17 protein-coding genes and 3 pseudogenes are annotated in these 16,663 nt (G+C 62.0%); 14 read left to right on the top strand and 6 right to left on the bottom strand.

The features are described from left to right. The 3 genes and pseudogenes from ACOI1H_RS18065 to ACOI1H_RS18055 all read left to right on the top strand — a co-directional run. A pseudogene (locus ACOI1H_RS18065) lies at positions 1-252 on the top strand (hypothetical protein); the annotation flags it as partial. Between the two features lie 215 nt (positions 253-467). Then, on the top strand, positions 468-1,160 hold the full coding sequence (locus tag ACOI1H_RS18060) for a sugar transferase (RefSeq protein ID WP_422439227.1): 693 nt from the start codon (positions 468-470) through the stop codon (positions 1,158-1,160). A 421-nt stretch (positions 1,161-1,581) separates the two neighbouring features. After that, positions 1,582-1,737, top strand: coding sequence for a hypothetical protein (locus ACOI1H_RS18055; RefSeq protein WP_422439226.1), 156 nt, complete (start codon positions 1,582-1,584; stop codon positions 1,735-1,737). A gap of 126 nt (positions 1,738-1,863) precedes the next feature. Here the strand turns inward: ACOI1H_RS18055 and ACOI1H_RS18050 are convergent. The 5 genes and pseudogenes from ACOI1H_RS18050 to ACOI1H_RS18030 all read right to left on the bottom strand — a co-directional run bounded on the left by ACOI1H_RS18050 (position 1,864) and on the right by ACOI1H_RS18030 (position 6,912). After that, positions 1,864-3,053 (bottom strand): annotated as a pseudogene (locus ACOI1H_RS18050) (IS256 family transposase). Between the two features lie 99 nt (positions 3,054-3,152). Then, a complete protein-coding gene (gene nagA, locus ACOI1H_RS18045) occupies positions 3,153-4,274 on the bottom strand; it encodes an N-acetylglucosamine-6-phosphate deacetylase (RefSeq protein WP_422439225.1) in 1,122 nt (373 codons plus the stop codon). Continuing rightward, positions 4,271-5,299, bottom strand: coding sequence for an SIS domain-containing protein (locus tag ACOI1H_RS18040; protein ID WP_422439224.1), 1,029 nt, complete (start codon positions 5,297-5,299; stop codon positions 4,271-4,273). Before ACOI1H_RS18040 ends, nagA begins: the two co-directional genes overlap by 4 nt. A 9-nt stretch (positions 5,300-5,308) precedes the next feature. Beyond that, positions 5,309-6,067, bottom strand: coding sequence for a GntR family transcriptional regulator (locus tag ACOI1H_RS18035; RefSeq protein ID WP_422439223.1), 759 nt, complete (start codon positions 6,065-6,067; stop codon positions 5,309-5,311). After that, complete coding sequence (locus tag ACOI1H_RS18030) at positions 6,064-6,912, bottom strand: BadF/BadG/BcrA/BcrD ATPase family protein (RefSeq protein WP_422439222.1); 849 nt, start codon at positions 6,910-6,912, stop codon at positions 6,064-6,066. The genes ACOI1H_RS18035 and ACOI1H_RS18030 overlap by 4 nt, the downstream gene beginning before the upstream one ends. 146 nt (positions 6,913-7,058) lie before the next feature. On the opposite strand from ACOI1H_RS18030, the gene ACOI1H_RS18025 reads away from it, so the two are divergent. The 9 genes and pseudogenes from ACOI1H_RS18025 to ACOI1H_RS17985 all read left to right on the top strand — a co-directional run bounded on the left by ACOI1H_RS18025 (position 7,059) and on the right by ACOI1H_RS17985 (position 15,011). Beyond that, positions 7,059-7,946, top strand: coding sequence for an N-acetylmuramic acid 6-phosphate etherase (locus tag ACOI1H_RS18025; protein ID WP_422439221.1), 888 nt, complete (start codon positions 7,059-7,061; stop codon positions 7,944-7,946). Between the two features lie 36 nt (positions 7,947-7,982). After that, positions 7,983-9,236, top strand: a complete 1,254-nt coding sequence (locus ACOI1H_RS18020) for an ABC transporter substrate-binding protein (protein ID WP_422439220.1) — start codon at positions 7,983-7,985, stop codon at positions 9,234-9,236. 54 nt (positions 9,237-9,290) lie between these two features. After that, a complete protein-coding gene (locus tag ACOI1H_RS18015) occupies positions 9,291-10,208 on the top strand; it encodes a carbohydrate ABC transporter permease (protein WP_422439219.1) in 918 nt (305 codons plus the stop codon). A gap of 8 nt (positions 10,209-10,216) precedes the next feature. Next, a complete protein-coding gene (locus tag ACOI1H_RS18010) occupies positions 10,217-11,056 on the top strand; it encodes a carbohydrate ABC transporter permease (RefSeq protein ID WP_422439218.1) in 840 nt (279 codons plus the stop codon). Next, positions 11,053-12,081 carry a Gfo/Idh/MocA family protein gene (locus ACOI1H_RS18005; RefSeq protein ID WP_422439217.1) on the top strand — a complete coding sequence of 343 codons (1,029 nt, stop codon included), beginning with the start codon at positions 11,053-11,055 and terminating at the stop codon, positions 12,079-12,081. Before ACOI1H_RS18010 ends, ACOI1H_RS18005 begins: the two co-directional genes overlap by 4 nt. Next, positions 12,078-13,079 carry an ABC transporter ATP-binding protein gene (locus ACOI1H_RS18000; protein WP_422439216.1) on the top strand — a complete coding sequence of 334 codons (1,002 nt, stop codon included), beginning with the start codon at positions 12,078-12,080 and terminating at the stop codon, positions 13,077-13,079. The genes ACOI1H_RS18005 and ACOI1H_RS18000 overlap by 4 nt, the downstream gene beginning before the upstream one ends. 263 nt (positions 13,080-13,342) lie before the next feature. Then, a pseudogene (locus ACOI1H_RS17995) lies at positions 13,343-13,420 on the top strand (hypothetical protein); the annotation flags it as partial. Positions 13,421-13,441: 21 nt separating this feature from the next. Beyond that, a complete protein-coding gene (locus ACOI1H_RS17990; protein WP_422439228.1) occupies positions 13,442-13,609 on the top strand; it encodes a hypothetical protein in 168 nt (55 codons plus the stop codon). Positions 13,610-13,907: 298 nt separating this feature from the next. Then, positions 13,908-15,011: an NADH:flavin oxidoreductase/NADH oxidase gene (locus ACOI1H_RS17985; protein WP_422439215.1), complete on the top strand. Its 1,104-nt coding sequence runs from the start codon at positions 13,908-13,910 to the stop codon at positions 15,009-15,011. A 70-nt stretch (positions 15,012-15,081) separates the two neighbouring features. Here the strand turns inward: ACOI1H_RS17985 and ACOI1H_RS17980 are convergent, their stop codons facing one another. Continuing rightward, positions 15,082-15,375, bottom strand: coding sequence for a hypothetical protein (locus ACOI1H_RS17980; RefSeq protein WP_422439214.1), 294 nt, complete (start codon positions 15,373-15,375; stop codon positions 15,082-15,084). 430 nt (positions 15,376-15,805) lie between these two features. Here ACOI1H_RS17980 and ACOI1H_RS17975 point away from each other — a divergent pair, with 430 nt between their 5' ends. Beyond that, positions 15,806-16,207, top strand: coding sequence for a hypothetical protein (locus ACOI1H_RS17975; RefSeq protein ID WP_422439213.1), 402 nt, complete (start codon positions 15,806-15,808; stop codon positions 16,205-16,207). 171 nt (positions 16,208-16,378) lie between these two features. Then, the gene (locus ACOI1H_RS17970; RefSeq protein ID WP_422439212.1) at positions 16,379-16,525 is read left to right on the top strand and encodes a hypothetical protein; all 147 of its coding nucleotides are present in this window, start codon (positions 16,379-16,381) and stop codon (positions 16,523-16,525) included. Positions 16,526-16,663 lie beyond the last annotated feature (138 nt).

Genomic DNA, 16,663 nt, shown 5'->3' with positions numbered 1-16,663 from the left:
TCCGGACCGGTGAGTGATTATTTCGACGGCACCCCGTTCCACTCCCCCGGTCAGCCATCGAGCGACCGGTCACTGTGGGACCTACTGCGCTGGCGACTGGACAAGGCGAAACGTGCTGTCTGGCTCCAGCATATCGCCATCGACCCGTCCATTCCGCCAGCGCACAGCGTTCCGCCGCGGACCACGATGGTCGGATATGCAACTGTCCTGATCCAGATCGCGGATCGCAACATCCTGACCGACCGGGTCTAGGCGACTACACTAAAAGCGATAAGCTTTGCCGCTGGATTGTATCCAAAATAGAAACAGTGCTGAAGCAACAGCATTATTGTAGCGACTTGGTAAACAGGAAAGTTCATGCTTCCAGAAGCTGTTGAAATGTGGCAAAGATATGGCGGCAATGTCGTAATATTCGTTTGTTCGAGCTCCACACTTGTCTGCGGCGAGTTTAAAAGGTTCGATTTCAAGTGACCACGCGTTATCGAACCTTTCCGCCTTCGCTGGAAGAAATTGTCGCGACGACTGATCTCAATGCGCCAGACCGTGTTCGTCCCAGCCTGTACCGCCTTGGACTGAAGAGAACGATCGACACGGTTATCGTTCTGTTCAGCATGCCGTTCACTTTGCCTACCATCCTTGTCTTGGCGTTCATCATCCGCTGCAGCGGTGGTCCGGCATTTTACTTTCAAAACCGCATCGGACTTGGTGGTAAAATCTATCGCATCTGGAAAATACGAACGATGGTGGCCAACGCGGACGATCTATTGATACAGCACCTTCGAACTGATCCCTTGGCCAATGCAGAGTGGGAAGGGTCACAGAAACTGAAGGTCGATCCGCGGATCACCCCCTTTGGCCGCTTTCTTCGCAAGTCATCGCTGGATGAACTGCCGCAATTATTCAATGTTCTGAAGGGCGAGATGAGTCTTGTCGGTCCGCGTCCCATGCTATCAGAACAAGAAGCCAAGTATCCCGGAACAGCCTATTACGAACTGCGTCCGGGCATCACCGGTTACTGGCAAATCTCTGACCGTAACAATACCGCATTCGCGGATCGTGCCTTTTACGACACTCGCTATAATCGGGATCTGTCACTTTCGACTGACTTTAAGATCCTGTCTGCGACGGTAGCCGTCGTGGTGCGTGGCACCGGCTACTGATCTGCCCGCTTGGCAGATTGATACTAATCCCACCTAGTGACTTGACCGTCTTGCCGCCAGCACGTCAAAGCCATCATTGAGGTCCGCAATGGGAATGATGGCAGGACTTCGCTGATATTGTCTGCTACTGCCACCACAGGGTGCCTGACGTTCGAGGTTCTGGCACTTTTTTCGGTGATTGCCGGGATCGAGTTGACCCTTCAGGCCATGCATCTGGGTTTGATCGGCTCCACGCGGATGCGCCTCGTCACTTATGGAAATGGCGCGTTCTGGTCCGGGCATCTAGCATGAGAAACCCATTTGATGGGTACGCCACAGGCCTTATAATAGTGATCTTTTTACTACTCGACCCGCACGGAAACATTAAATCGTCCTGATATTGTTGATGACTCGGAAACAATCTGATGGATAGACTGGCGCTATGGTAATCCTCAACCTCACGCTTGGTATACTGACTGGCATATTTGTTGCCGTTATTGCAGGTTTCATGGGTGCGGACTGGCAACAGATCTTGCTTGCCTACATAGCAGGCGGCAATGCCGTGTCACTTTCGGCGTGCCTGATGAGCGCGATCTGATAGGCCCACGAGCTTACCCCCTATCGCGTCATTAATTTGGTCGATCACAAGCTACCCTAAACGGCGTTCCTCGGTAGCGTCCTTCAAGCTGGTGTAAATTCGGGTATGGCCATTCGCGGACATCGCTCAGGCGGCGTGTGTTGAGATGCTGAGAAGTGGGTCGATCTGAGCGGCGTCGATGAGGCTGAATGCCTCCACCTGCATGTAGCGGTGCTGGCCCTGCCAGTCGTCGTTCTGCTCGAAGAGCACCGCGCCGATCAGGCGGATGATCGACTCCTCGTTTGGAAAGATCCCCACGACATCGGCCCGGCGCTTCACCTCCTTGTTCAGGCGCTCAAGTGGGTTCGTGCCGTGTAGCTTGGTGCGGTGCTGGGCCGGGAAGGCCATTTAGGCCAGAACATCGGACTCGCTTTCATCCATCAGTGTAGCGAGCTTTGGCCAGCGGGGGCGCAACTGGTCCGCGACATGGCGCCAGACCTCCTGTGCGCCTTTCTGGTCGGGCTGGTTGAAGGCCTGCCGGATTGCCGCGGCAACGACAGTGTGTTGGCCCTTGGGCACTTGGGCGAGGGCATTGCGCATCCAGTGGACGCGGCAGCGCTGCCATGTCGCATCGAAGACCCGCGCGATCGCGGCTTTCAGGCCGGAATGCGCATCGGAGATCACCAGCTTGAGACCCTCCAGCCCGCGGCTTTTGAGACTGCGCAGGAACTCGGTCCAGAAGGTCTCAGCCTCTGACGGTCCCACGGTCAGGCCAATGATCTCACGCCGCCCGTCTGTGTTCACGGCCACAGCGATTATGGCCGCGACCGATATGATCCTGCCGCCCTGCCGCACCTTCAGATAGGTCGCGTCGAGCCACAGATAGAGCCATTCGCCAGTGAGTGGCCGATCAAGGAACTCATGCACACGTTCGTCAATGTCCTTGCATAGCTTCGACCCCGTGCTCTTGGAGATGCCCGACAGCCCCATAGCCTGAACAAGGTCGTCGACCTTGCGGGTCGAGACGCCGCCAATCCAGGCTTCCTGAATGACTGCCACCAAGGCCTTCTCGGAGGTCCGACGCAGCTCGAGGAAGCCCGGAAAAATGATCCCGTCCGCAGCTTTGGAACCCGCAAGTTCAATGCCCCCATCCGGGTCTTGAGTTCGCGGTCACGATAGCCGTTGCGGTAGGTCTGGCGACCTTCTCCGCGCTCATAGCGGCCAGCGCCAATCATGCCGTCAACGTCATGCTCCATCAGCGTCTGAAGCACGGCCTCGGACACAGCTGTCAGATAATCGCCCTCGTCGTGCTTTTGCAGCAGCTCGATCAGGGCCATATTGGAATCGGTCATCGGGGTCTCCATCCGTGCGTGGTTGAAGTGTGCAAACTCCACCATAACCGACGTCTTCGATGGCCACGTCATAGCGCCGTGCTCTCAGGTCACAAGCGAATGGGCCTGCGTCAGGTCCGCTGCAAGATGCACGACCTCGCAAGAGGCACCGACCCGCAGATGGCCCGCAGACCCGGCTTGACGCAACACGCTGGCGGGTGCGGCGGTCGCCATTGAGATGGCCCGTTCGAGCGTTATGCGCACACGGTTCACCATGATTTCGATCGCCTGCGGCAGCGACAGGTCCGCCCCCGCCAGCGTGCCGTCGGCCAGCGTCAGCCGACCGTCGTGACGGTGGATCTCGCGCCCGTTCAGGTTAAAGCGGTCAAGGTCCGTACCTGCAGGTGCCATCGCATCGCTGACCAGGAACACGGTCCCCGTGGCCTTGGCCCGCAGCGCCGCCCGGATCGCGGCGGGATGCACGTGCACACCGTCTACGATCAGGCCCGTAGCGCCCGACCCGTCCAACGTGGCTCCCACCAATCCCGGCTCGCGGTGGCCCAGACCGCTCATGGCATTGAACAGGTGGGTCGTGCAGCGTGCGCCCGCGGCAAAGGCCGCCTGGCAGGTGTCATAGTCCGCGTCCGAGTGCCCCAGCGACACGATCACCCCCGCGGCGGTCAGTTGCGCGATCTGCGCCGTTGTCACGGTTTCCGCAGCAACCGTCAGCATGAGGTTCGGCAGTTTCGCCGCCGATGCGCAGAGCATCACCATGTCGTCGTCGTCGAGCGGCCGGATCAGCGCCGGATCATGCGCACCCTTGCGGGCAAGCGACAGATGCGGTCCCTCCAGATGCAGCCCGATGATCCCCGGCACCGTGTCCGCCGCCGCAACCGCCGCTACGATTGCGGCATGCGAGACCTCGCGCTGGTCGGTGATCAGCGTCGGCAGCAGGGCCGTCGTGCCCATCCCCCGGTGAGCGGCGGCCATGGTGCGCAGCGTCTCCACGCTGGCGGCGTCGTTGAACATCACGCCGCCGCCGCCGTTCACCTGCAGGTCGACGAAGCCGGGGCAGAGGGTTCCGCCCGTCAGGGCAACGACCGTGGCCCCCTCTGGCACCGGTCCACCGATCCCCGCGCAAATGCCATCCTCCAGCAACAGCACCGCTCCGGGGTGCAGCCGCGTACCGTCATGGACGTCGCAACCAGTGTATGCGGTCAGGGTCATGTGGTTTCCGTCACCTTGCGCAGGTGGCGCGGGGTGTCCGGGTCGATCCCCCGGCCCACGGCCACCCTCTCGACCATCGCATAGAAGGTCGCGATCAACGCGACGCCATCCGTCAGCGGATGACCGGTGCGCACCACGAGCAGGGCCTTCGCATGGCGCACCTTGTTCGTCGTTGCAAAGACGGCGGCACCCTTCTTTGCGATGGCGTCCGCCGCCTCGGCCAGCGACCCCTCTGCTGCATCCGCCGCACACAGGGCCAGCACTGGGAACCCCCGATTGACCAGCGATACCGGACCGTGCAGTACCTCGGCCGAGGAATAGGCCTCGGCGTGCATCAAGCAGGTTTCCTTGAATTTCAGCGCCGCCTCGCCCGCGATGGCATAGGCCGGACCCCGACCGAGGCAATAAAGCGACGCGCGCGTCTCCAGAGCTGCACGCACCTCTGGCCAGTCAAGCGCCGTGGCCTGCGACAGCGCCTCAGGCAGGTCGTGCAGGGCCGCCAGCAACGCCTTGTCCTGCGCCCATTCCGCCAGCAACCACAGGGAGACCACGCAAGAGTTCACGAAGGTCTTGGTCGCGGCCACGCTGTGTTCCGGACCCGCGTGCAGGTGCAGTGTCCGGTCGCAAGCGGCGGCGAGCGGCGAGGCTGCCTCGTTCGTCAGAGCAAAGGTCAGCGCCCCGCCGCGCGAAGCCATGCCCGCCGTGGCGACGATGTCGGGGCTTTGTCCGGACTGGGACACCGCGACGCAGGCCCCGCGGTCAAGTCGCATCTGGCGGCCATAGATCGACGACACCGACGGGCCGAGGGAGGCCACCGGCACTCCCATCAGGATCTCTGTCGCGTACTTGAAATAGGTCGCCGCGTGGTCCGAAGACCCCCGCGCCGCCGTGGTCAGAAAGGCCGGATCGCGGTCACGCAGCGCGGCCCCGGCCCCGGCCATCGTATCGCCACCGGCGGCCAGCAGCTGTGCCACCGCCCGCGGGATATCCCTGATTTCGCCATGCATCTTTGTATGGTGCGCCATGTCGGCCCCCTAGTCCTGTGTCAGTCGCAATTCCGCGACAAAGTTGTAGGCATCTCCCCGGTAGATCGACTGCGTGAACTCTGCCACGCGGCCGTCGTCCAGGTAGGATATCCGTTCGATCCGCAGCCCGGCCTCGCCCAACGACACCTGCAGCAGCGCCGCATCGTCGGGACCGAGGTTCACCGCAGAGATCTTCTGCAGCGCCCGCACGGGGTGGTGACCGCCCTCTGACAGTACCGCGTAAAGCGACGTCGTCACCCGGGCCGGATCGGGTAGCAGCACCAACGGCAGGGTGGCCCGCTCGATCGCCAGCGGCCGCGTGTCCGCCAACCGCAGGCGGGCTAGACGTGACACGCGATCCTCCTGCCGCAGGCCAAGGGCGATGACCTCGTCGGGCGAGGGGTCGTGGATGCCGCGCCCCAGCCATCGCGTCGTCGTGGTCAAACCCCGCCGGGCCATGTCCTCGGTAAACGAGGTCAGGCGCGACATGGATTGCTCCAGCCGCGCGGGCACTTCGGCCACGAAAGAGCCCGAGCCTTGCTTTTGCACGATGAGCCCGTCGCGGACCAGCATCTGCACGGCGCGGCGCACAGTCACGCGCGACAGGGCCGTCAGCTGCGCGATCTCGCGCTCCGGCGGCAGGGTGCTGCCCGGCGGCAGCAGCCCCTGCGCCACGGCCTCGGTCAGACGCTGGAACAACTGCGCATAGAGCGGACCGTTGCGGGCAGATTGCCACTTGTCCGGGGCAAGGAAGGCCGCGATCGTCATGCGGCACCCCGTGCCAGCAGAAATGCGCCATCCAGCGCCGTGCCGGCGGGCGCGACGAACCGCCGCCGATCCCCCGCCAGCAGATCGCGATAGCGCGGCCCCAGCCCGCCGATCAGGCACAGTGGCAGGCTGTCGTCATGCCCCAGCGCCACGAGGGCCCGTTCCAGCCAGTCCGCACCCTGCCCCACGATGGCCCGCGCTGCAGGGTCATCGGAATCCAGCACGACGGGCGCCAGTGTGCCATAATCTATAGGCCGCGCCGTCGCGGCAAAGCGGACGATGGCATTCGGATCATCATCAAACCGGCCCAGCAGCTGCCGCGCCATCGGTCCCACGGGCACCAGTCCGTCGACCGCCTCCAGCGTCGCGGCCAAGCCGGCGCGGCCGATCCACGCGGCAGAGCCGTTGTCGGACACCTGCAACCCCCAGCCGCCGACGGAGGTGACGACGCCCCCCCGCTTCAGCCCGACAAAGCTGCCCGTGCCAATCGCCAGCACGACGCCGTCCTGCGGACCCAGCGCGCCTGCGACCGTCGTCGGCATGTCGCCGGTGACGGTGCAGCGCCCCATCGGCATCCGCGCTGCGATGGCCGCGCAGACATCGTCGGAAATTGCGCCCGCCAGCCCCAGATGACCGACCGCGGCCCTGGTGCCACCGGGCACGGCCGTCTCGATCTGCGTCAGGGCTGCAAGGATATTGGCGCTGGCACCTTCGAAATCCGAGGTGACGTTCGACGGCCCTCCCTCTGCGCGCGCGAGGACCCGGCCCGCCGCATCCCACAGGGCGACCCGACAGCCGGTGCCACCGCCATCCACGCCAATGTAAAGGGTTTCCGTCTGCGTCATACCATACCTCTACAATACCTTTAGACCCGGAAAAATCCTAAATCCACACGCATCCGGCGATATTTGTGGCTATACGGCAGATCCTCACAATGAATCTGGACAAGAGGTATCTTAAAGGTATTACTTGACCGAAAAGAGAGAGTCACATGGCCCTGCCCAGAACCGAAGCCCGCATGAGCACCCAGACGTCCATCGACCGTCTCGACGGCCAAGCGGCGCTGACTCGCATGATCGACGTCCAGATCGCAAGCCTTGCCACTTTGCGCGACGTTTTGCCGGCCCTCGACGCCGCAGCCGATTTGGTGGCGGAAACCCTGCGCGGCACCGGGCGGCTGGTCTATGCCGCCGCCGGATCGTCGGGATTGATGGCACTTGCCGATGGCAGCGAACTGCCGGGCACCTTCGGGATCGACCCCGACCGCATCGTGATCCGTATGGCCGGCGGCATTCCGACAGGGGCCAACATGGCCGGCGACACCGAAGACCTGACCGATAACGCCATGACCCTGCACCCCGGTGACCTGCTAATCGCGATTTCTGCCAGCGGCAGTACCCGCTGGGCTGTTGACGCCGCCACGCGCGCCCGCGCCGCGGGTGTGCCAGTGATCAGCATCGCCAACAATCCGGACTCCCCTCTGCTGCAGGCCGCAAGCGTCGCGATTTGCCTGTCCACCCCGCCAGAGGTGCTGGCAGGATCGACCCGCATGGGCGCCGGGACCGCGCAAAAGGCGGCGCTAAACATGATCTCGACCCTTGCGGGCGTGCGGCTGGGCCATGTCCATGACGGCGACATGGTCAACCTGCGCGCCGACAACGCCAAGCTGCGGGGCCGTGCGGCACGGATCGTGGCCGACGTTGCCCACGTCAGCGAGGCGATGGCGACCCAATCCCTGAATGCCGCCCGTTATGACACGAAAACCGCCTGTCTTATTGCAGCAGGCGCGGACTTTTCCACGGCCGCGGCCCTTCTGACCCATCATCACGGACACCTGCGCCCGGCGCTCGCGGTCCTGCACGACCAAGACGGCCGCTAGAACGGGCCGCTCACCTTTATCACCTGGGAGACGACAATGAACTACCGCACATTTACCGCCACGCTGCTGGCCTCGACCCTGCTGGCGGGGTCCGCCTTTGCGCAGGACGTCACGCTGACCATCGAAAGCTGGCGCAACGACGACCTGTCGATCTGGCAGGACCAGATCATCCCCGCCTTCGAGGCATCCCATCCTGGCATCAAGCTGAACTTCGCCCCCTCGGCCCCGGCAGAATACAACGCCGTGCTGAACTCCAAGTTGGACGCAGGGTCCGCCGGTGACCTGATCACCTGCCGCCCTTTCGACGCGTCGCTGGCCCTCTATGACGGTGGCAAGCTCGAGGACCTGTCCGCCCTGCCCGGCATGGCCAACTTTTCCGACGTGGCGAAATCCGGCTGGTCCACCGACGACGGCAGCGCCACCTTCTGCGTGCCGATGGCCTCGGTGATCCACGGCTTCATCTACAACAAAGACGCCTTCGCCGAATTGGGACTGGACGTGCCGAAGACCGTCGACGACTTCTTTGCCGTCCTCGACAAGATCAAGGAAGACGGCACCTACATCCCGATGGCGATGGGCACGAACGACCAGTGGGAAGCCGCCACAATGGGCTATCAGAACATAGGCCCGAACTACTGGAAGGGCGAGGAAGGCCGCATGGCCCTGATCAAAGGCGAGCAGACGCTGACCGACGCAGAATGGGTTGCGCCATTCGAGCAGTTGGCTCGCTGGAAGGACTACCTTGGCGACGGGTTCGAGGCACAGACCTACCCCGACAGCCAGAACCTTTTCACCCTCGGCCGCGCCGCGATCTATCCCGCCGGCTCGTGGGAAATCTCGGGCTTCAACGGCCTCGCGGATTTCGAAATGGGGGCCTTCCCGCCACCCGTGCCTGCGGCGGGCGACGACTGCTACATCTCGGACCATGTCGACATCGCGATCGGCATGAACAAGGCGACCGAACACCCCAAAGAGTCAAAGGCTTTTCTGGACTGGGTCGCGAGCCCCGAGTTCGCATCGCTCTACGCCAACGCCCTGCCTGGCTTCTTCCCTCTGTCCAATGATCCGGTTGAGATGGAGGACCCGCTGGCGCAGGAGTTCATCAGCTGGCGCGACACCTGCAAGTCGACGATCCGGTCCACCTATCAGATCCTGTCGCGCGGCACCCCGAACTTGGAAAACGAGACTTGGAACGCTTCTGCACAGGTGATCAAGGGCGAGGAGACGCCGCAGGACGCCGGAAAGCGCCTGCAGGACGGACTCGACACGTGGTACAAGCCCGCAGAGTAAGCGAACCGGCCCCGGCAACCCTGCCGGGGCGGGCCATCCATCCGAAGGGCCGCCATGACCGACAGACCCCGCAGACGCTGGCACATCGCCGTCTTTCTGGCCCCTGCGGTGCTGGTCTATACGGCCATCATGATCATTCCCCTGTTCGACACCTTGCGGCTGGCACTGTTCAACAAGGGCGATGTCGGGGCGGTCTTTGTCGGGCTGGCCAATTTCAAGACGCTTTTCGGCGACCCCAACTGGTCGCGGCAGTTCTGGAACGCGCTGGTCAACAACTGCTGGTTCTTCGCGCTCCACATGGCGGTGCAGAACCCAATCGGCATCGCCCTCGCCGCGATCCTGTCGAACCCCCGCCTGCGATTTTCTGGCGTCTACCGCACCGCAATCTTCGTCCCCACGATACTGTCCTTTGTCATCGTCGGTTTCGCGTGGAAACTGATCCTCTCACCGATTTGGGGTATCGCACCCAACATGCTGGATGCGGTCGGCCTGAAATCCCTTTTCTCGCCGTGGCTTGGCAAGGAAAGCTCTGCGCTTACGACCCTTGCGCTAATCTCGGTCTGGCAGTTCGTCGGCATCCCGATGATGTTGATCTACGCCGCCTTGCTCTCGATCCCCGACGAGGTGCTGGAGGCCGCAGAATGTGACGGAATCACCGGCTGGGGCGCATTCTGGAAGATTAAGCTACCGCTGATCTTGCCATCTATCGGCATCGTCTCGATCCTGACCTTCGTGGCGAACTTCAACGCCTTCGACCTGATCTATGCCGCACAGGGCGCACTTGCGGGGCCCGACTTCTCTTCCGACATCCTCGGTACGTTCCTCTACCGCACCTTCTTCGGATTTCAACTGCAGCTGGGCGACCCCTACATGGGGTCCGCCATCGCAAGTGCGATGTTCGGCGTCATCCTGATCGGTGTGTGCCTGTATCTCTTCGGGATCCAGACGCGCATACGCCGTTACCAGTTCTGAGGGCCGCTATGAGTACCGCCAGCCGCAACCCAATCAACACAGTGGCCGCTCACGCGGCGCTGATCACCTACACACTGATCGCGCTATTCCCGGTGTTCGTGATCATCATCAACAGCTTCAAGGCCCGCACGGCGATCTTTCGCGAACCGCTTGCCTTCCCAGACGCCGACAGCTTTTCGCTGATCGGCTATCAGACGGTGCTGAAGCAGGGCGACTTCTTCGGCTACTTCCAAAACTCGATGATCGTGACGGTCGTGTCGCTGGCGTTCATCCTGCTCTTTGGCGCGATGGCCGCCTTTGCGCTCGCTGAATACCGTTTCAGGGGCAACACGCTGATGGGCCTCTACCTCGCGCTTGGCATCATGATTCCGATCCGAATCGGTACGGTGGCGATCCTGCAGATGATGGTGGCCAGTGGGCTGGTGAACACCCTCTGGGCCCTGATCCTCGTCTACACGGCGCAGGGTCTGCCGCTGGCTGTCTTCATCCTGTCGGAGTTCATGCGACAGGTGTCCGACGATCTCAAGAACGCAGGCCGGATCGACGGGCTCTCGGAATACGCGATCTTCTTCCGCCTCGTCCTGCCGCTGGTCCGCCCCGCGATGGCGACAGTCGCGGTATTTAACATGATCCCGATCTGGAACGATTTGTGGTTTCCGCTGATCCTGGCACCCTCCGAAGAGGTCAAGACGCTGACCTTGGGCTCTCAGGTCTTCATCGGCCAGTTCGTCACGGACTGGAACGCCGTCCTCTCGGCGCTATCGCTGGCGATCCTGCCGGTCATGGTCCTCTACGTCATCTTCTCGCGTCAGTTGATCCGCGGCATCACATCGGGAGCCGTCAAATGAAGATCCTCATCGCCGGTCTGGGCAACATGGGGCGCAGCCATGCGCTGGCCCACCACCATCATCCCGACGCGCAGATCGTCGGACTGGTGAACCGTTCACCTATCGATCTGCCGGACGCATTGCAAAGCTATCCCCTGTTCACTGACTTCGCCGAGGCGTTGGCTCAGACGCAGCCCGACCTTGTCGTCGTCGCGACCTATTCCGACAGCCACGCCGACTACGCCATAGCGGCGATGGAGGCAGGCGCCCATGTCTTTGTCGAAAAGCCCCTCGCTACCACCGTCGCCGACGCCCGCCGTGTCGTGGCCGCGGCGAAACGCATGAACCGCAAGCTGGGCGTCGGCTACATCCTGCGCCACCACCCCAGCTGGCAGCGCCTGATCGCAGAGGCACGGGGGCTTGGCGGGCCTTATGTCTTTCGCCTGAACCTGAACCAGCAATCGACCGGTCCGACTTGGGACACTCACAAGGCGCTGATGCAGACGACCTCGCCCATCGTCGATTGCGGCGTGCACTACGTCGACGTCATGTGCCAGATCACCGACGCCCAGCCCGTCCGCGTCAACGGCATGGGTCTGCGCCTGTCCGACGAGCTGCCCGAGGGCATGTACAACTACGGCCAGTTCCAAGTCGTCTTCGACGATGGTTCGGTCGGCTGGTACGAGGCCGGCTGGGGCCCGATGATGTCCGAGACCGCGAGTTTCGTGAAGGACATCGTCTCGCCGAATGGTGCCGTGTCGATCACCGATGGCAACACCGGAAGGTCCGACGACGTGGAAGGCCACACGAAGGTTGGCGCAATCAAGGTCCACCAACTGACCGGCGACACGTTGATCGACATGCCCGACGAACCGGGCCATCAGGCGCTTTGCGACGCGGAACAGGCGTGGATGATGGGTGCCATCGCGACCGACGCCAACCTGGCGCGCCACATGTCCGACGCGGTGCAGTCGCTGGCGATCTGCCTCGCCGCTGATCATTCCATCAGGACGGGCTATCCCGTCGCGCTCAAGGATACCCCATGACGGACACCAGCCTGAAACTCGACGGCGTCAGCAAGGCGTTCGGCACCGTCAAGGTACTTCACGGCATCAACCTGATCGTGGAAAAAGGCGAATTTGTCGTCTTCGTAGGTCCCTCAGGCTGCGGGAAATCGACATTGTTGCGCGTCATCGCGGGGCTGGAGGATGCCACATCGGGCACCGTCGAAATTGCCGGCCAGCGCGTCAACTCCGTGCCGCCCGCAAAGCGTGGCATCGCAATGGTTTTTCAGAGTTACGCCCTTTACCCGCACTTGAACGTCTCGGACAACATGACGCTTGGTCTGAAGCAGGAACGCGCGCCCAAAGACGTCATCGCAACACGACTGGCCGAGGCGGTGCGGATCCTGAACCTCGACCCCTACCTGACCCGCCGGCCAGCGGAACTGTCCGGTGGCCAGCGCCAGCGCGTCGCCATCGGACGCGCGATCGTGCGCCAACCACAGCTGTTCTTGTTCGACGAACCACTGTCGAACCTCGACGCCGCACTGCGCATGAATACAAGGATCGAGATCGCGCAGCTGCACCGTGCCCTTGGTGCCACCATGATCTACGTGACCCACGACCAGACCGAGGCGATGACCTTGGCCGATCGCATTGTCGTGCTGCGCGACGGCCGCGTCGAACAGGTCGGATCACCGATGGAGCTTTACAACAACCCTGCCAATCGATTCGTCGCAGGGTTTATCGGCGCACCTGCGATGAACTTTCTGACCCCGCCGGACGATGCCCCTGCGGGCGCGGAACTCGGCATCCGGCCAGAGGATTTGCGACTCGACCCCGACAGTGCGCTGCAAGGGACCGTAACCCACGTGGAAAGGCTAGGCGGCGACACGAATATCGTCGTGCAGACCCGGCCCGATGAAGTTGCCACAATCCGTATGTTCGGCCAGCATCCGACCAGCGTCGGCGATACCGTGGGGCTCGGGTTCGATACGGCCAAGAGTTACCTTTTCGCCGCCGACGGGAGCCGTCTGCGGTGACGTTTCGTAAGTTCCGACTGTCCCTGCCCTCGTCGACGTCAGCCCCGCATGCCCGGACAAATTGATGGTGAAAGCTGGTTCATTCCGCCCCGAAAAATAACATGCAGAGCAGTTGTGGTTTTAACTGTCGTCTAAGAAGCTGATTTTTCGCAGGCGTGCATCAATGTTGAACAGAAAGCTATTACCTGCAGAGCAGGGAACAGGCGTTATCGGCCAAGCGGAGCAAAACCGACAGGAATGATGCGCGTGATATCGCTCAGGTCTTGCGCACGGGTTGGTTCAGTCCAGTTCATTTAAAGAGCCGGGAAGGGCACGGCGTCCGTGCGTTACTGAGCACCCGCGAGGCACTTCTCAAGAAGACGATGGATCTCGCAAACGAAGTCCGCGGTCTGCTGAAGATCTTTGGCATCCGCCTGCCGATGACCGTGAAGTATGGCGGTTTCGATGGTATCGTCCGACCCCTGATCGAGATGGGCAAGGTTTTGACCCATGCACTGGTTCCGCTTCTGGAGGCCCGGGAGTTCCTGTAGCCGCATTTCAAAGGCCGCCGACAGAGATGTGCGAGCAACTCTCTATGCCGCTGCGAACGCGCTGCTGATGGGCACGATGGCTGGATCACATATCAAAACTTGGGGCATGCGGTTGATCCGCACCAAGGGCCGCCGCCGCGCTGTGGTCGCGGTGGCAGGAAAGCTTCCCCCGCGCAATGCCGGTCTGGAAGGTCGGCCCAAGGGACTTTATGTGTTGGCATGACCGTCGCCGTTACACTTTGCTCAAGGCAAGGAGCATTGTAGACGGCCCCCAGCCCATTCAAAGTTCGGAGACCCCATGTCGCAGCCTGCCCTTTTCACGCCGCTTAAGCTGCGTCACTTGGAACTTGCCAATCGCATCGTCGTTGCGCCCATGTGTCAGTATTCGGCCCAGGATGGCTGCATGAACGATTGGCATCTGATGCATTTAGGAAACCTTGCCCAATCCGGGGCCGGGCTTTTGACCATAGAGGCGTCCGCGGTATCGCCGGAAGGGCGCATCACCTATGGGGACGTCGGTCTGTATGACGATGCAACTGAGGCCGCGATGGCCCGTGTTCTTGACCATATCCGACGCTACAGCCGTATACCGGTCGCTATCCAGCTGAGCCATGCCGGGCGCAAGGCCTCGTGTGATGTGCCCTGGCAGGGCGGAGCGCCCCTGCCCATCGATCATGTCAATGGCTGGCAGACGCAGGCCCCATCCGCCGTGCCTTATGATGGGCGGTCATCCACCCCGACAGCACTGGATGCTGCGGGCCTTGTCCAAGTGCGCGATGCATTCGCAGCGGCGGCATTGCGCGCGGGCCGGCTGGGTCTTGACGCGGTTCAGATTCACGTCGCGCATGGCTATCTGCTGCATGAATTTCTGTCGCCACTGTCGAACCACCGCGACGATCAGTACGGTGGGTCGCTGGAGAACCGGGCACGCTTTCCGCTGGAGGTGTTTGATACCGTCCGCGCTTCGTTTACCTCAGATCGTCCTGTCACACTGCGTATTTCGGCCACCGATTGGGTTGATGGTGGCTTTACACTGGAAGAGGCGGTCGAGTTTTCCCGGATGGCCGAGGCGCGCGGCGTCGATGCGATCCATGTGTCATCCGCCGGGCTGCATCCGGATCAAAAGATACCCGTCGGGCCGGGGTATCAGGTGCCGCTGGCCCGTGCCGTCAAGGCAGCCGTCAGCATCCCGGTTGTGGCCGTCGGGATGATCACCGAGCCAAGTCATGCCGAGGCCATTATCGCCAATGGTGACGCCGACATGATCGCACTAGCCCGGACTATTCTTTATGATCCGCGCTGGCCATGGCATGCCGCTGCCGCCCTTGGTGGGCAGGTTGAGGCAGCAAACCAATATCTGCGTTGCCAACCTGCGCAACACCGCAATCTGTTCAAAGGGTAATAGTTGCGCATTCCGGATTTGTTGAGGGCGTGGATGCCGTGGGGACGGGAAATCCGCGCCAATAACGGTGTCAACCTGAGGCCAGAGCCATTTCCACTTGACGCGCGGCGCTAAGCAATTGCGCGTCGCCATCCAGCCGCCCGCCCGGCTGCTGGGTGCGCCAGTGCGCAATCGCGTCGGCCACCACTGCCGCCGTGCTCACCTGCGCTGTGCGCCCATCCACCGCCCCGGCCGCATCCCGTCGCCGGTGATACCGCACCGCTTCTTCGCTTACACCCAGTAATCGCGCCATCGAACTCTGCGAGTGGCCCTGCTTCAGCAATACTGTCATCTCCGTCCGCGCCTCATTCTCGAGACGACCCATCGTTCTCTCCCAGCAGAATGCCCACTGGGAAATCGATCAGGCCAAGGCGACGCTCCGTAAATCTGGATGTCGCCTTACGACCTCAATGACCTGTCCCGTGACAAAGTAAAGACCACAGGCACCATTATCAGGGACATGACCACAAGAAGAAGCGAAAGGGCATTCTCGGCGAATTGTTCGACTTTCTAACGCACGATGCTTGTCGCGCTTTTTCAGTCCTGTGCGTGTCACCATTACGTTCTGGCCCCGTAGGGATCGTCATGGTGCTGCCCTTCCGTGCTGATCCTTGCTGGAGGACAGATGGACAATCCACCGTGAGGCGGATCTTGCCGGTCACCTTGCGTCGACACCGCTCATCCAGAGTCGCCGGAACGAAACGCTGAAGAGACGCGTTCGTTGGTCAGCTGTTCTGTCCAAGAGGAACTCTCCGATGTGCCAGTGCCGGATAAACCGTCGCGCGATGCTCGGCCTTTCAGGTGTTGCGGCGTTGCCGCTGCTGGCCGGATGCGACGACGTCGATCTGGTGTCCGACGAAACGGTCGAGGCGATGGGCCTGGAAGCCTGGGCAGACATCCGGCGGTCGTCTCCGGTTGCGGCGAACGATGATCTGCAGGAAGCGCTGAACCAAGTGTCGACGCGACTTCTGCAGGCAGCCAACGAGGTGCCAGATGCATGGGAGGTCCTCGTCTTTCGCGGACCCGAGATGATCGGGGACTGCCCCGCCAAGCACATGACGTGGCATCCAATCGTTGCAAATGAACGCAACGAAAGGAGCCTCGACCGTGTCAAAACTGTTCGAGAACGACCGAAACTACGTGTTGGGCGATGCTGACCTCGACATCACGCGTTCTTGGATTCCCTGCACGTCCTGCGTGACCTTCTGTCGGCAGAAGATGCGTTGAAGCTTGGTGCGCAACTGCCGTTTTCCATGCGCGGACCCTATTTCAAAGGCTGGGCAGCCCGACGATAACCGGATTGACGCGTCGCGGGCGGTTGGCGCGCGGTGCCAGGGCCGTGCACCGATCCACTGCTGAACTTCGTTCCGTTTCTCGGCTGGATGGTCAATCTCGCGATCGGCTTTGTCGGCATGGGCGCTGTGGTGGTCTTCGATCTGAAGCCGATCAAGATGACGCTGACACGTTCGCACTGAACACTACGCAGTCGCAGGTAAGATATGAGACAATCGACCAGGCGGCAACGCGCCGTCATTTGATCATGCCCTCTGGGGTGTTTGCGATCGTGTTTCCCCAAAGAAGACACATGCCCACCTCTGCCGACGCTTCCAAGG

The sequence above is a fragment of the Loktanella sp. DJP18 genome (genome assembly GCF_049310965.1).
In the GTDB taxonomy this organism is placed as follows: Bacteria; Pseudomonadota; Alphaproteobacteria; order Rhodobacterales; family Rhodobacteraceae; genus Loktanella.
This window is presented reverse-complemented; position numbering and strand designations above follow the sequence as displayed.